This is a genomic window from Bacillus sp. BP-3, from assembly GCF_028401955.1.
GTDB lineage: Bacteria > Bacillota > Bacilli > Bacillales > Bacillaceae_G > Bacillus_A.
Genome location: NZ_JAQOTJ010000001.1, coordinates 282227 through 296420 on the forward strand (window position 1 = coordinate 282227; position 14194 = coordinate 296420).

General features: G+C 36.3%; 16 protein-coding genes. 9 read left to right on the plus strand and 7 right to left on the minus strand.

All coding sequences use genetic code 11. The features are described from left to right. The first annotated feature begins 397 nt into the window (after positions 1-397). Complete coding sequence (adhE, locus tag PLX19_RS01470) at positions 398-3001, plus strand: bifunctional acetaldehyde-CoA/alcohol dehydrogenase (protein WP_272186740.1); 2604 nt, start codon at positions 398-400, stop codon at positions 2999-3001. Between the two features lie 291 nt (positions 3002-3292). Then, positions 3293-3529, plus strand: a complete 237-nt coding sequence (locus tag PLX19_RS01475; protein ID WP_272186741.1) for a YrhC family protein — start codon at positions 3293-3295, stop codon at positions 3527-3529. A 13-nt stretch (positions 3530-3542) separates the two neighbouring features. Here the strand turns inward: PLX19_RS01475 and PLX19_RS01480 are convergent, their stop codons facing one another. Beyond that, on the minus strand, positions 3543-4313 hold the full coding sequence (locus PLX19_RS01480) for an HAD family hydrolase (protein ID WP_272186742.1): 771 nt from the start codon (positions 4311-4313) through the stop codon (positions 3543-3545). A gap of 59 nt (positions 4314-4372) precedes the next feature. On the opposite strand from PLX19_RS01480, the gene PLX19_RS01485 reads away from it, so the two are divergent. Together PLX19_RS01485 and PLX19_RS01490 are read left to right on the plus strand one after the other, a co-directional pair. Further along, complete coding sequence (locus PLX19_RS01485; protein ID WP_272186743.1) at positions 4373-5428, plus strand: LacI family DNA-binding transcriptional regulator; 1056 nt, start codon at positions 4373-4375, stop codon at positions 5426-5428. After that, positions 5397-5906, plus strand: coding sequence for a GNAT family N-acetyltransferase (locus PLX19_RS01490; RefSeq protein WP_272186744.1), 510 nt, complete (start codon positions 5397-5399; stop codon positions 5904-5906). Before PLX19_RS01485 ends, PLX19_RS01490 begins: the two co-directional genes overlap by 32 nt. A gap of 65 nt (positions 5907-5971) precedes the next feature. Here the strand turns inward: PLX19_RS01490 and PLX19_RS01495 are convergent, their stop codons facing one another. Continuing rightward, a complete protein-coding gene (locus PLX19_RS01495; RefSeq protein WP_272186745.1) occupies positions 5972-6517 on the minus strand; it encodes a helix-turn-helix domain-containing protein in 546 nt (181 codons plus the stop codon). Positions 6518-6671: 154 nt separating this feature from the next. On the opposite strand from PLX19_RS01495, the gene PLX19_RS01500 reads away from it, so the two are divergent. After that, positions 6672-7076: a DoxX family protein gene (locus PLX19_RS01500; RefSeq protein ID WP_272186746.1), complete on the plus strand. Its 405-nt coding sequence runs from the start codon at positions 6672-6674 to the stop codon at positions 7074-7076. Positions 7077-7211: 135 nt separating this feature from the next. On the opposite strand, the gene PLX19_RS01505 is transcribed toward PLX19_RS01500, so the two are convergent. After that, on the minus strand, positions 7212-7523 hold the full coding sequence (locus PLX19_RS01505; RefSeq protein ID WP_272186996.1) for a 4a-hydroxytetrahydrobiopterin dehydratase: 312 nt from the start codon (positions 7521-7523) through the stop codon (positions 7212-7214). Continuing rightward, entirely contained in the window at positions 7504-9258 is a 1755-nt protein-coding gene (locus PLX19_RS01510) for an aromatic amino acid hydroxylase (RefSeq protein ID WP_272186747.1), read from the minus strand. Before PLX19_RS01510 ends, PLX19_RS01505 begins: the two co-directional genes overlap by 20 nt. Positions 9259-9518: 260 nt before the next feature. On the opposite strand from PLX19_RS01510, the gene PLX19_RS01515 reads away from it, so the two are divergent. Continuing rightward, entirely contained in the window at positions 9519-9737 is a 219-nt protein-coding gene (locus tag PLX19_RS01515; protein ID WP_272186748.1) for a hypothetical protein, read from the plus strand. Between the two features lie 103 nt (positions 9738-9840). Continuing rightward, positions 9841-11076 carry a TolB family protein gene (locus PLX19_RS01520; protein WP_272186749.1) on the plus strand — a complete coding sequence of 412 codons (1236 nt, stop codon included), beginning with the start codon at positions 9841-9843 and terminating at the stop codon, positions 11074-11076. Between the two features lie 31 nt (positions 11077-11107). Here the strand turns inward: PLX19_RS01520 and PLX19_RS01525 are convergent, their stop codons facing one another. Continuing rightward, on the minus strand, positions 11108-11509 hold the full coding sequence (locus tag PLX19_RS01525) for a hypothetical protein (RefSeq protein WP_272186750.1): 402 nt from the start codon (positions 11507-11509) through the stop codon (positions 11108-11110). A gap of 19 nt (positions 11510-11528) precedes the next feature. Then, positions 11529-12023: a GNAT family N-acetyltransferase gene (locus PLX19_RS01530; protein WP_272186751.1), complete on the minus strand. Its 495-nt coding sequence runs from the start codon at positions 12021-12023 to the stop codon at positions 11529-11531. Between the two features lie 213 nt (positions 12024-12236). Here PLX19_RS01530 and PLX19_RS01535 point away from each other — a divergent pair, with 213 nt between their 5' ends. Both PLX19_RS01535 and PLX19_RS01540 read left to right on the plus strand, forming a co-directional pair. Beyond that, a complete protein-coding gene (locus PLX19_RS01535; protein ID WP_272186752.1) occupies positions 12237-12812 on the plus strand; it encodes a histidine phosphatase family protein in 576 nt (191 codons plus the stop codon). A gap of 385 nt (positions 12813-13197) precedes the next feature. Continuing rightward, positions 13198-13698, plus strand: a complete 501-nt coding sequence (locus PLX19_RS01540; protein WP_272186753.1) for a DoxX family protein — start codon at positions 13198-13200, stop codon at positions 13696-13698. 34 nt (positions 13699-13732) lie between these two features. On the opposite strand, the gene PLX19_RS01545 is transcribed toward PLX19_RS01540, so the two are convergent. Then, positions 13733-14179, minus strand: coding sequence for a hypothetical protein (locus PLX19_RS01545; RefSeq protein ID WP_272186754.1), 447 nt, complete (start codon positions 14177-14179; stop codon positions 13733-13735). Between the last annotated feature and the right edge of the window lie 15 nt (positions 14180-14194).

Genomic DNA, 14194 nt, shown 5'->3' on the forward strand with positions numbered 1-14194 from the left:
TTCAAATAAAAAAACAATATAAAACCATTTTTTTAGATGGTCGAGAGCATCTGGTCATGCATAGAAGTGGTTAGGGCCTTTTTCTGCTACATGCGCAGTTAAAACCAAAGAGAGCAAGTGAGTGCAGTTTCCTTTTTTCTGCATAACAGCAAATTATATCTTGAAAGATGAACACATATAATTTGTGAAACATTTCACAAATTTGACACACACATATATAAATATCTGGTGTATAGTAAAACACAGGAAGCGAGATGCTTCGCATAAAATTATGTGAAATATTTCACAAACAATGAGATTCATGTAGAAAAGGTAGTTCTATTTTTTTAAGCTAATAGGGACACATTTAGACCCCTAGGGACTGTAAAAGTCCAACAGCAGAATAGGAGGAAATTACATGGTAGTCAAAGAGAAAGTTGTAAATGAAATGCAAGAAGTAACAGACATGATTGAAGCGTTAGCAAAGAACGGTCAAAAGGCTTTACAAGCATTAGAAGGGTTTACACAAGAACAAATTGACAACATTGTACATCAAATGGCACTTGCGGGTGTGGATCAACATATGCCACTTGCAAAAATGGCTGTTGAAGAAACGGGCCGCGGTGTATATGAGGATAAATGTATTAAAAATATTTTCGCAACTGAATATATTTGGAATAGTATAAAAAATGATAAAACAGTGGGGATTATTCGTGAGGATCCACATGAGGAAGTAATAGAAATTGCAGAACCAGTCGGTGTAGTTGCTGGGGTAACGCCAGTAACAAATCCAACTTCAACAACGATGTTTAAAGCGATCATTGCGATAAAAACGAGAAACCCAATTATTTTTGCATTCCACCCTTCAGCGCAAAAATGTTCTATCGCAGCTGCAAAAACAGTACGCGATGCTGCAGTAAAAGCTGGTGCACCAGAGAATTGTATTCAATGGATTGAAAAGCCTTCTGTGGAGGCAACAAAACAATTAATGAATCATGAAGGGATAGCACTTGTTCTAGCGACGGGAGGAGCTGGAATGGTAAAATCAGCATATTCTACTGGTAAACCAGCCTTAGGGGTAGGTCCAGGTAACGTTCCATGCTATATGGAAAAATCAGCGAATGTAAAACGCTCTGTAAATGATGTGATTTTATCAAAAACGTTTGACAACGGTATGATTTGTGCTTCTGAACAGGCAATTATTGTAGATAAAGAAATCTATAATGATGTGAAACAAGAAATGATTGCAAATAATTGTTACTTTGTAACAGAAGAGGAACGAAAAAAATTAGAGAAGCTTGTTATTAATGAGAATACATGTGCAGTAAATAGTGATATTGTTGGGAAATCCGCACATTACATTGCAGCATTAGCAGGGATTACAGTGCCTGAAGACACAAAGATGCTTGTAGCTGAAATTAAAGGAGTCGGTGCAGCTTATCCGTTATCTCGTGAAAAATTAAGTCCAGTATTAGCTTGTCTAAAAGCGAATTCATTAGAAGAAGGATTACAGCATTGTGAAAATATGTTAGAGCTTGGCGGGTTAGGACATTCTGCTGTAATTCATTCTACAAATAAAGAAGTACAAAAACAGTTTGGATTACGTATGAAAGCATGTCGTCTTATTATAAATGCTCCGTCAGCACAAGGTGGAATTGGTGATATATATAACGCTTTCATTCCATCGCTTACACTTGGATGCGGATCATACGGAAAGAACTCTGTTTCTCAAAACGTAACGGCAACACATTTAATGAACGTAAAGAGACTTGCAAATAGAAAAAAGAATATGCAGTGGTTCAAGTTGCCACCAAAAATTTATTTTGAAAAACACGCTACGCAATATTTAGCAAGTATGCCGAACATTTCACGCGCATTCATTGTAACAGATCCTGGAATGGTGCAGCTTGGGTATATTGATGTAGTGACGCAATATTTAGCTCAACATAGAAATGATGTAAAAGTAGAAATATTCTCTGAAGTAGAACCAGATCCGTCAGATGAAACTGTATTTAAAGGTGCAGAAATGATGAGAAGCTTCAAACCAGACGTGATTATTGCTCTTGGTGGCGGATCGGCGATGGATGCAGCGAAAGGAATGTGGCTCTTTTATGAGCACCCAGAAACAGAATTCTTTGGTATAAAACAAAAGTTTTTAGATATTAGAAAACGTACATGTAAATATCCAAAACTAGGAGACAAGGCGCAGTTTGTTGCGATTCCGACAACATCTGGAACAGGTTCAGAAGTGACACCATTTGCGGTTATTACAGATAAAAAGAACAATATCAAATATCCGCTCGCTGATTATGAATTAACACCAGATGTTGCCATTGTGGATCCGCAGTTTGTTATGACAGTACCGCCGCATATCACTGCTGACACAGGAATGGATGTTTTAACACATGCAATTGAAGCGTATGTATCGATTATGGCAAATGATTATACAGATGGATTAGCCTTAAAAGCAATGGAGCTTGTGTTTAAATATTTACCACGTGCATATAAAGATGGCAATGATGAAGAGGCTCGTGAAAAAATGCACAATGCATCAGCAATGGCTGGTATGGCATTTGCAAATGCATTTCTTGGTATTAACCACAGCTTAGCACATAAATTAGGACCGGAATTCCATATTCCGCACGGACGTGCCAATGCCATTTTAATGCCGCATGTTATTCGCTATAATGCAATCAAACCAAGAAAACATGCACTATTCCCAAAATACGAGTACTTTGTTGCAGATGAGCGCTATGCACATATTGCAAGAATGCTTGGACTTCCAGCGCGTACAGTGGAAGAAGGCGTAGAATCATTAGTACAAGCTATTATCGCCCTTGGAAAAGAATTAAATATTAATATGAGTATCGCTGGCCAAGGTGTTGAAAAAGAAGCATTTGAAGCAGTTGTGGATGTACTTTCTGAACGAGCATTTGAAGATCAATGTACAACAGCAAATCCAAAATTACCGCTTATTTCAGAATTAAAAGAAGTGTATATGCAAGCATATAAAGGTGTGTAAGTTAGAAAGAGCCGTACTATTACGGCTCTTTTTCTTTTCAACATTTAAGCCACTGCTATACAGAACAAAAAGTGACTTGTACTCGCTTTCTTTGTCTTCATATAGCACGTGGCAGGAAAAGGAATTGACCGCTTCTCTGCATGGCTAGATACTCTCGCCCCTTAAAAAGAAAAGGTTTTTATCCCTTTTTTTCAATTTGTATTCATGGAAAACTTCCCCCTCATTGGCTGTATTTACTTGCCTACGAAACGATGAAAATATGATACAGTGAAAAGGAGGAGTGAGTGAAGAATGAAAGAATTACAGCAAAAAATTGCTGATTATATTCGTTTCGGTCAAGTCATGTTAGCACTAAGTGGATTTTTAATGCTCGGTTTAATACTCCCAAATGGACAAAAAGAAGCGGTGCAAATGTTTGCTATGATGGGTGTGATTGCTGCTTTTTTAGGCGGCTCATTTTATTTTTTCTACCGCGTGAAAGAGCTGCGTGACAAGTTAGAGGAGAACGAGCATGAACAGCCACTATAAATAGAAACGTTACTTAAAGAGTGTCTTTGAGTAACGTTTTTTTAGTTAACACTTGAATGTCGGCGTAAGATGTAATGATAAAATCAGCATACGGTGTTAACTCTTCTATTGCATGTTTGTGATTTGCAATCCCTACAGCAATACTCCCTGCCTCTTTGGCCATTTTTACATCTACAACAGTATCCCCAATCATAATAAGTTCATTTGTCTCAATGCCAAGTTGTGTACATGTTTTTATAATCATCTCTTGGTTCGGTTTTCCGCATGTTACATCTTCTGGAGTAAGGAGAAAATGCAGAGATGGCACGTCAAGAAGTTCAATACACTTTTTTGTTCGTAATTTATTATCTGATGTTAAAATGCCTGTATAAATTCCTTCGCTTTGCAAGGAACTTATACAATCAGCTGCTCCTTGAATCGGATGAAAAGCTTTTTCGATACATAACTCTTCATCGCTTTCTTTAAAAATAGCAGCGGCAAGTTCTTTACAGCGATGCCATGGATATTTTGTAATTTGATATAACAAGCTCGCGGTAACAATGATTTCATCACTTTCAGGGGCAACTGCTAATAATCCTTTAAAATCAACTTGATCAGGATGTACGAAACCAACTGCTTTTTCCCAAAGTGACTCGTATCCCTCTCCGGCGATTTGTGAAAATTTATGTTTTCTCAGTCTATCAATTTCATACCAAAACGGGATAGCTTGAAATAACGTACCGTCCTTATCAAAAGCAACAGCTTTTGCACGAATAATTTCTCCTGAAATTTGAATTTTTCCCATATTTAAGGTCACTCCATTTATAATAGATATATAACTTACTATATACTGTACATTCTGAAATGCGTTACAGGTCAAGGGGGAGATTCAAAATTTCTACAATTGAAGATATCGCCAAATTAGCTGGGGTTTCGAAAGCGACCGTTTCTCGTGTAATCAATCGTCATCCGTATGTTCGAACAGAATTAAGAGAAAGAGTGCAAGCGATTATTGATGAAAAAAAATATGTCCCTGTAGCGGTAGCAAAAGATTTACGACGCCTTCAAACGAATTTAATCGGTGTAGTAGTACCGAATTTATACCATCCATTCTTTAGTCAATTCATTCAAGAAGTAAGTAATGTTTTAAAAGAAGATTGTTATGACGTTGTGATATTACAATCAAATTATGCACCAGAGAGGGAAAGAGAATTTATCCATTACGTAAGAACGAAGAAGCTAGATGGGCTTATTTTTGCGACACTTTCTTTGCCGGTAGAGGAGGTCGAATGTGTAAGTACTTCAGGTGCGATTATTATATGTAATGAGCATATAGAAACAGAATTGATATCAACAGTTCAATTTGATGAAGAACGGGCGGGGTATTTAGGAACAAAGCATCTTTTAGAGAAAGGATATACACGCATTGGATTTTGTTACGATACATTAAAAAGTAAGGCGCAGCGAAAAAGGTATAAAGGATATAAAAGAGCTTTATGTGAGCATCATCTATCATTGCGACAGGAATGGATATTTCCTAATTGTTATGGATTAAAAGATGGGAAACGGGTGCTACAGATGATGCAATCTATGAAAAATGCCCCCGATGCGATTTTTACAGGTAGTGACGAAATAGCTGCCGGAATGATTATGGAAGCACAGCGAATGGGAATTTGTATTCCGAAAGATTTTGGTGTGATTGGATTTGATAATCAAGAAATTTCGATGATGATGAATCCGAGTATAACAACTATTTCTACCTCGATTGCAAGTATGGCAAGGTATTCTATTATTTTATTGCATAAACAATTACAGGGAAAACATGTGCAACAGATACAATTACCTATTTTAGTTATAGAAAGAGAATCGACAAGAAGGGAGGAAGGATATGTTTCATACAGACCGTGTACAGTTTCGTAAATATACAATGGAAGATTTAGATTTTTACGCTTCTTTATGGGGGAATGATCAAGTAATTCGTTACATCGGGAAAGGGACTCCCAAAACGTATGAACAATGTAAAAAAAGTCTTGAGAGCTGGGTTTTACCAGGATACGAATGTGGAATTGGTTTATTTTTAATGTTACATAGAGAAACGGGAGAACCAATGGGACATGCGGGACTTGTTAAGCAACGCGTTGATGGAAAAGAAGAGATTGAAGTTGGCTATTGGCTTCTTCCAGAGTACTGGGGAAATGGATTTGCGAAAGAAGCGGCAGCAGCTTTTCGTGATTATGGCTTTCAAGTATTAAAGCTTCAGAAACTTATTTCTCTTATTAATCCGAATCACCCAGCTTCTATTTTTGTAGCAAGAAAGACAGGTATGGTTTATGAGAAGACAGTTGTATTCCATGATATGGATGTTCTCGTATATGCAATGAAACGAGCAGGTGAGTGAAAGAACAACCTGCTCGTTTTATGCTATTTATAAAAAGCGCTGCAAACAAATTTGTTTACAATGCCTCAATATACATGTTTTCGATTTTCAGTATGGCTTGAAATAAGGAGAAGTGCAGCTTCATCACCAATATTACGAACGATATGTGGTACACATGCGCTCCAAGAAAACGAATCTCCTTCTTCAATGATGGCAATGTCCTCTCCATGTTGTACTTCTAATTTTCCGCGCAAGACAAGATGGCATTCTTCACCTTCATGAGCATTCGGTGTGTTTTCTTTCGGAAAGCCGACAGGAATTTCTACTAATGATAAACGCAGTCCGCCTTGCTCGGCTACATGTTCAATTTTTTGTTGATCTTTTCCATAAATACTATATTTCCGTTCTTCTTTTTTTACAATTTTCATCCGATCTTTTTGCTCTAACAATAAATAAGGAAGAGGAACATTTAAAAAATGAGCGATTGTTTCAAGAGTAAGAATAGACGGAGATGTTTTATTGTTTTCCACTTGACTCATAAATCCTTTAGAAAGCCCTGTTCCTTCACATATTTGCGCAATTGTAATTCCTCTGCGCTGGCGAATTTCACGTATTGTCGAACCGATATTCATAAAAACCGTGCTCCTTTTTAATAACAGATATTTGTATCATAGCAAATCTTTTTTATTTTTTCTCAATAAAAATTAATTGACGAATAAAAAAAATTATTGTATGTTTTGTAATGTAAATAAAAGTTTTATATAATGAAACAAAAGGAGAGTAAAGATGAATCAATATATTGGTAATGTAATTATTCGAGTTGTATTAGGAATTATATTTTTTGCTCATGGTTTAAAAAAGTTTCAAGCAGGAATCGATAATATTGCAGGTTGGTTTACAAGCATTGGTTTACCAGGTGGTCTTGCATATGGCGTTGCAACAGTCGAGGTAGTTGGCGGTGCGTTATTAATTATCGGCTTAGGTGTAAGATACGTAGGATTATTATTTGCACTTATTTTAGTTGGAGCAATTGTAAAAGTGAACGGACCATTTGGCTTATTAGGCGATGGGAAACATCCAGGATATGAATTAGACTTAGCGTTATTAACAATGGGTCTTTATTTATTTGTTGTAAAAGCAGAAGGTTTTGTGGATCGCTACTTAAAAGCTAAGATTTTGAAAAAAGACTAATTTAAACTAGAAAATAGTATAAATTTTTGATGTTACCTTAATACAGAAATTTGTAGTGTAATTTGGTCATCATATTCTGTTCATTATGAAATGTCGAAAAGGAAGCATGAGGTAGGCTTCCTTTTCAACATTCTCTTATCGTACTATCGCTTTTTCATTCTGTAAAAACATCTCATCAAACTGCTTTGCCATTTCAAAATCGAGTGTTGTTAATCCTTTTGCATTCCAGGATGACAATGTGATAATAACTGCTTTATACTGAATTAAGATAAATGGATGGTGATTGCGTTCTTCTGATAGTTTGGCGGCTTCAGAAACAAATTCGACACCTTTTAAGTAGTCGGAGAACATGTATTTTCGTTCAATCCATTTTTCGTCCTTTATTGTCCATTTATCCAACTTCATTAACTCTTCTTGTACTTCTTCATTAGTTAGTCGTTGCATTATTTTTCACATCCTTTATTGGGAGTAAGGCAAGTCCGTTATTAATTAATCGCTGCACCGCTTCATTATTTGTAAAGGAAGAAAGTTGTTGTAATAATGTTGCGCGTTCTGGGATCTCTACTTTATGCCCCGCTAACAACTCTAAAATTTCAAGGCGCAGTAGCCATTCTTGTTTATAAAATCGTTCTAGTGCGTGATAAATGGCTGCAAGCTGTTCTATATGCTGTTCATGTAGTGAACTTTCACCCCGAATGTTGCGAACTGTTTCGTACATGTTTTCTAGTTCTGATTGCATACGCGGTGCGGGTGTTGCTTCTTCTTCGTCATCCACCGGGAAGAATGCTGCTGGATCTGCTGCCCCGGGGAATACAGAAGCAATAGCCGAACCAACTGCCATGTCAAATGTACCCCATGATGTATCAAATAATAAGCGGTCTTTCAGTGTTACAGTACAGTTTGTAAACGAAATGACAGCGACTTTTTCTTTATTTCTAATCATATCGCTTACTATTCCTGTGACATGTACACCGCTTTTAAAAATAAGCTCGGCTTTATGACCAATAACGATTCCTAATGCACGTAATTCTTCATCTGTACAAGATTCTAATGCAATATCATGTTGTAATAGTCCAATTGGTGTACCGAAGCCGTCTTGATGTACAGCTGTGGAATGATTTTGTAATTGCGCATGGTGAATTGCTAATGCAGTTGGACTATTTGTTTTCATATAAATTGCTTCGCCGTTTTCATCTTTTACGATTTCAGCGAGCGTTCCTGTAATTTGTAATCCACTGTTTAGCTCGACTGTTGCTGTATTTTCAGAGCGGAGCGCTTTATCTAAACTCTCTGTACCGCCTAGTTTGAATGCCATCGTTTCTGAGAATGCTTCAATTGAATCAATAAGCTCTTCAAACGATTGACAAACAAAGAGTTGCGGCTGCATTTTCGTTACATCGTAAGTCGTTTGAATGCATGCTTCAATTGAGAAAGGTACTTTTTTGACTGCATCAGTTAAACAATACTTACTTTCACCAACAGAAGAAAGGAGACCGGCGCCGTAAATTTTCGGGTTTTGTAGATCGCCAATTAGCCCGTATTCTACTGTCCACCAAAATAGACGTGAAATTTGTTCTGCTTCTGATAGGCCGGAAATATGTTTTTGTTTTTCTACTACTTCTTTTTCCGCTGCCACAATTTCTTCTTGTGTAGATGTTCTGCTTTCTTTTACAATCGTTAATTGGCGAACTGCTTCAAATAATTCGTGTTCTTCTTTTGTAGAAAAAGCTTTAGCTCCAATCATTCCAAATAATTTCACGTACTTTGCATATGTAGGGTCGAGTAAAATTGGGGCGTGACCAGCTGCTTCATGAACGATATCTGGAGCCGGTGTATACTCAATATTTTCCACTTTACGAATATCTGTCGCGATGGGCAGAAGTCCGTGTCCTTGGAAGTCAAAGAATGCTACGCCAGGAATCAATCCGTCAATTGTAACAGCGCCCCAACCACTCGGTGCTAAACAATCATTCATTTCTTCTACTTTTGGAATGGCATCTATGTTAATCCCGGAAGATTGCAATCCATTTACATAAGCTGGATGTGCAACGTCTTTTAAAAAGTTATGATTTTGTCTCATAATGTAGCGCCATACGGCATGATCAACTGGTGTGTATTGATCGTAATGCTGCTTTGATACATACGGTTTTAAATGTGATGGAATTTCTGTTTTTTTTGTCATATATACATCCTCCTTTTAAGTGAAAAAATAAGATGTTACATGTTGTACACGCATCGATCCTTTCAAAATGATGTAAGCGCTTTTAATTTTATCACAAGATTCCGAATTGTTTAACATTTCTTTTGGTGCAAATAAAAAAATTGTAGTACTAACCCACTTGTGATTTTTTAGGTGAACGTGATAAAGAGTTGTTTTTAATAAATTTTGTATACTCTTCGGTTGAGTAGCGAAATGCTATAAGAAAAAGGTAGGGGATAATTATGGCAATGGAGCAAGAGATAGTAGCATTATTAATACACGGGGCAACAATCTTTTTATTGTTATCTTTTGTTATTGCTGCACTGTTATGGTGGAAAACAAAATGTAGTGTATATGGCTGGTTTTTTAGTCATCTTATATTTCTAAGTTTTGGGATTGCAGCTTGGGTACATATTTTACAAGAACCGTCTGTTGGAGAGGGGAGGGGAGTCGGAATATAATTCACTTTATATTGGACTTGCCGGCTCATCATGGGGAATTAGTATGCTATTTTTCATAAAAGGAATGCAGAGAATTGCAAAGCTTATAAAGTGAGGTATTCATATGCTTAAGAGTATGTTTCAGTTTTTTATATTTGTTTTTGTTTTCTTTGGCGCGGTTTCAAGTAGTTATGCGGAAAGTGTGCCAGTACAAGTTGCTTTTATTCGTAATCATAATCTTTGGATAAAAATAAACGGAAAAGAAAAGCAGGTAACAAAAGGAGAACATATCGCGAATCCAGAGTGGTCATATGATGGGAAGTGGCTTGCTTATGTAAAAGGAAAAGAGGCAAACCGGCTTGAATTATATCGAATTTCAGATGGGAAAAAGGTGATACCTTTCCAAGCGGATGCAACAAACCATCAATGGTCACCAAAGCAAAATATCATCGCTTTTCAATTTGGCAGTGTTTTGAATATATACGATGTAGAAAAAACACAACAGGGTTTTGAGAATGTATCAGTAGGGGTTGGAGATTATGGCTGGTATCCTGATGGGAAGAAATTTCTCGTTTCTTCTATGTCTCATTTACTACCAACAGGATGGACAGGTGCTGAGTTATTTCAAGTACCACTTAATGCAAATTTAGATCGAAGTAAGATTAAACACTTTTACACCTTACCGAAAGAATCACCACAATTTTTTGCAATTGTAGCAAGTTTATTCCAATGGTCACCTGATAGAAAATGGATTTCCTTTTTAGCAACACCAACTGCCTCTTGGTCAATGGATAGTAATACTTTATGTATAATCGGAGCAGATGGAAGTCGGTTTGAAGCAGTTGATCACATGTTGATTCAACCAAAATGGTTTCAATGGGCCCCATCAAAAAATATTCTTGCATACATAGAAGGAGAGGGGCGTTTTATCGTCGAAAATAAACATTTAAAATTAAAAGAACTTCCTGCTTTTAAGCAAATTACTTTTACTCCAAAAGGTTATGTTGATTGGGATTTTATTTGGAATAATAATACTTTGATTACAATTTCCAGAGCAAAGGAAGCGAAGTGGTCCAATGATCCAAAAAAACGTCCCAAGCCTTCACTATATCAAATCAATGTTACGAATGCACAGCAACTTCAAATAACAACCCCATCAAAAGGATACGGAGATTATTATCCATACTATATTACACACACAAATCAAATCATATGGATACGCTCTAACGGAGAGCAATCTGATATGTGGATTGCCAATGCAGACGGTTCACGAGCGAGAAAATGGATTCACAATATAGACGAAGCAGCAAACTATTATGAGAAACGAGATTGGGAACATGTTGTATCGGTACAAGAATAAAATATGCGTTCTCTGTTTGCAGAGACGCATATTAAAAGAGTGTATAGTTTGGCATAGATTTTTCGGCATTTATGCAGCGTTGTATCCATTGAACTTCATATTGTGAATGAGGTAAAATCCGATGCTGTAAATGACCGATATGAAAGATCTTTTCTGATAGACACCAATTTACACATAATTTGTATAAGTCATAATGTAATGGATCATCATCCCAATACACAGGAATCTCTTTTATATTTGCTTGCCAATATAAATATGCACGGGTATGACCATCTGTAAAAATAATTTTATTTTCTAATTTTTTTACGGGTAATGGTGTATGAAAAGCAAATGCCGATGGTGAAAAAGTCTGTTGCAATCTCATGATTTTGTCATTGCTTAGAAACAATTGACTCGGCTGTACTTTACATATATCGATAAAAAAAGAATTCATTTCGCATCACCTAAGTCTATTATAAGATTTTCGCCATATAGTATTCATTTCTCGGCTGTCCATCAACAACTACACCATGCGCAGCTTCACCTTCAATCACAAACCCCATCTTTTTATATAGTGCAATCGCTATCTCGTTATGAGACATGACAGTTAATTCAAGACGCAGTAATTGTTGTGTGCGAGCCCACATTTCAATTTCGTGAAGTAATTGTTTGCCGATTCCTTGACCTGCATACTGCTGGAGCACACCAATGACTAAATATGCAGTGTGTTGCTTTCGCCTTACTGCTCCGCCGCGAGCGATTATATATCCAACAAGTTGCTCATCTTTCTCAGCTACTAAAAGTGTTGAATTATATGGAGAGAGAAGAGATTGAATCATAGATTTTTGCTTCTCAATCGTAAAGTTCCGCTCATCCGGCTCAAATAACATAAAATCTGTTTCTTGATCAATGGTTTGACATAGTTTCAAAAAGGGAGCTGCGTCTGCTTCTGTAATTTCGCGAATCATTGTTATCACTCATTTCTATTTTTATGTAACGTATTACATTCGTTGGATAGATGGTAAACTCCTATGAGAATGGAACGATCTAACTATGTTTCTCCTTTAAATTTGTATATACGTTGATCCTCTCTTTTATATAAAGAGAGGATTTTTTTGTAAAGAGGAGAAGGATAACAGTGAAGAAGGGAGTTCATTTCAATACGAGAAAGGGATTTTAATATGAATATTATTTTTGTAAGGCACGGAGAAGGAGAGCATACAAACGATCTGCTAGATAGTTTGCGAATAGAGCATCCATCTCTTACGGACAAAGGGAGAGAACAAGCATTAGCACTGCGGGAAAAACTTCCCCTACATGAGAATGATATATTGATTGCAAGTCCGGCAGTCCGAACATTACAGACAGCTGCGCTATGGAGTGAGCAAGTTGCTTGTAGGAGAGTTGTTCATCCGTATATTTCGCCGCGTATCTTCCCATATCGAAAAGGAGCAAGAACGTTACCTTGTGATAAGATGTTAAGTCAAAAGAACGTTCAGCATTTATTTCCGCAATTTTTATTAGCAGAAGAACATGATGAAGAGTTATGGAAAAACGGGATTAATACGATTACAGAGCCTGCATTTTGTACAGCTGCTCATAGTTTCATGGAATGGTGTAAAACGTTAAAATCTTCACGTGTGATAATCGTGTCTCATGATGGAACGATTACATCATATAGGCAATATGTGATGAAACAAGCATTAACAAGGGAAGACTTTTTAGAGGAAACAGGGATATATGAAATTCAATTATAGTAGAAATAAATGTTGCATGAACAAGAGGAGATAACTGTGTTTTATATTTGAGTTATCCCTCTCTAGGGGTAGTAAGACCCCCACCTCAAAATAGAAAGAAACAGAAAAAGGTAGGTGAGGGGTAAGTGTTTATAAGATCTTTTTCATGGAATAAGAAAATTTTGCATTGAGAAAATAATTTTTTGTAAATAGTAATGAAAATCATTATCGTTTGTGTTATTATAGGTTCAAGTTTTTATTTGCAAATAAAAGTAGTTATATAGCGTACGTTTAAAGTATTTTGTCAAAATTGATAAAAAGCATTCATAATGAATGAACCAAAAACTAGTTACGAATGTTGTTGTATTCATGTAACGTATTTAATTACAAAAATCAGGAGGACTGTATGGTTATTCAGTTTTTAAGAGAGAATAAAGCCGTTTCCTTTTTATTAGCAGTAGTGCGTATTTATGTTGGATATACGTGGCTTATGGCAGGGATGAAAAAGTTAACAGGTGGTGGATTTGACGCAACAGGTTATTTAAAAGGAGCAATTGAAAAAGCATCAGGAGCTCAGCCAGCAGTGCAATCATGGTGGGCATCCTTTCTAAAAGAAGTAGCAATTCCAAATGTAGAGCTATTTAATTTTTTAGTTACATGGGGAGAAATTTTAGTTGGAATAGGGTTAATTGTTGGTTGTTTAACGAAAACAGCTGTATTTTTTGGTCTTGTAATGAACTTTTCCTATATGTTTAGTGGGTCAACGGGCGTGAATCCGCAATTAGTAATTTTGTCTATGTTGATTCTAGTTGCAGGTTATAATGCTGGCAAATTTGGTGTAGATGGATTTATTTTATCAAAAATTTTCAATAAAAAATCACGCAATTATAAAAATCAAGCCGCCTAGTATATAAAAGGGTATCTCATCATGAGATACCCTTTTAACGCGTTTGTGGTGATTTTGCTATAAATAAACTAAGAAGGAGCATCGTAATTGCTGATAGAAAGAAAATGATGATTCCTAAAAAGGCTGAACCGAAACAAGAGTCATCGTTTGGAAGACTCATAAAGTAGCCGAAAAAAAAGAGGTTTGGAATTACGCCAATTAAACCGATAATAAACATACTCCAAATCGGCTTGTGGGTAACATATTGGCGGTACTTCTGTAATAATCGAATCCATAATATAAAGTAACCGATCCCTGATAGGAATAAGAAGAGTATTATAATCGGACCAAATAAAAGAGTGAAACTACCTTTTATTTCAATGGAACTAAATATCCAAACAAATCCAATTAATAGAGCACCTGATCCAAGCATATAGCATAAGTTATAAATGCTTAAATACAATCCATTTTTATATGAATTATTTTTAGTGGATCTCAGCAATACATCTCCTCCTTT

Bases quoted from the DNA above. Each gene is read 5' to 3' on its own strand.
- PLX19_RS01540 (WP_272186753.1), top strand. From the start codon at position 13,198: ATGGTTATTCAGTTTTTAAGAGAGAATAAAGCCGTTTCCTTTTTATTA.
- PLX19_RS01535 (WP_272186752.1), top strand. From the start codon at position 12,237: ATGAATATTATTTTTGTAAGGCACGGAGAAGGAGAGCATACAAACGAT.
- PLX19_RS01485 (WP_272186743.1), top strand. From the start codon at position 4,373: ATGCGTTACAGGTCAAGGGGGAGATTCAAAATTTCTACAATTGAAGAT.
- adhE (WP_272186740.1), top strand. From the start codon at position 398: ATGGTAGTCAAAGAGAAAGTTGTAAATGAAATGCAAGAAGTAACAGAC.
- PLX19_RS01525 (WP_272186750.1), bottom strand. From the start codon at position 11,509: ATGAATTCTTTTTTTATCGATATATGTAAAGTACAGCCGAGTCAATTG.
- PLX19_RS01475 (WP_272186741.1), top strand. From the start codon at position 3,293: ATGAAAGAATTACAGCAAAAAATTGCTGATTATATTCGTTTCGGTCAA.
- PLX19_RS01515 (WP_272186748.1), top strand. From the start codon at position 9,519: ATGGCAATGGAGCAAGAGATAGTAGCATTATTAATACACGGGGCAACA.
- PLX19_RS01520 (WP_272186749.1), top strand. From the start codon at position 9,841: ATGCTTAAGAGTATGTTTCAGTTTTTTATATTTGTTTTTGTTTTCTTT.
- PLX19_RS01530 (WP_272186751.1), bottom strand. From the start codon at position 12,023: ATGATTCGCGAAATTACAGAAGCAGACGCAGCTCCCTTTTTGAAACTA.
- PLX19_RS01500 (WP_272186746.1), top strand. From the start codon at position 6,672: ATGAATCAATATATTGGTAATGTAATTATTCGAGTTGTATTAGGAATT.
- PLX19_RS01480 (WP_272186742.1), bottom strand. From the start codon at position 4,313: ATGGGAAAAATTCAAATTTCAGGAGAAATTATTCGTGCAAAAGCTGTT.
- PLX19_RS01495 (WP_272186745.1), bottom strand. From the start codon at position 6,517: ATGAATATCGGTTCGACAATACGTGAAATTCGCCAGCGCAGAGGAATT.
- PLX19_RS01510 (WP_272186747.1), bottom strand. From the start codon at position 9,258: ATGACAAAAAAAACAGAAATTCCATCACATTTAAAACCGTATGTATCA.
- PLX19_RS01490 (WP_272186744.1), top strand. From the start codon at position 5,397: ATGTTTCATACAGACCGTGTACAGTTTCGTAAATATACAATGGAAGAT.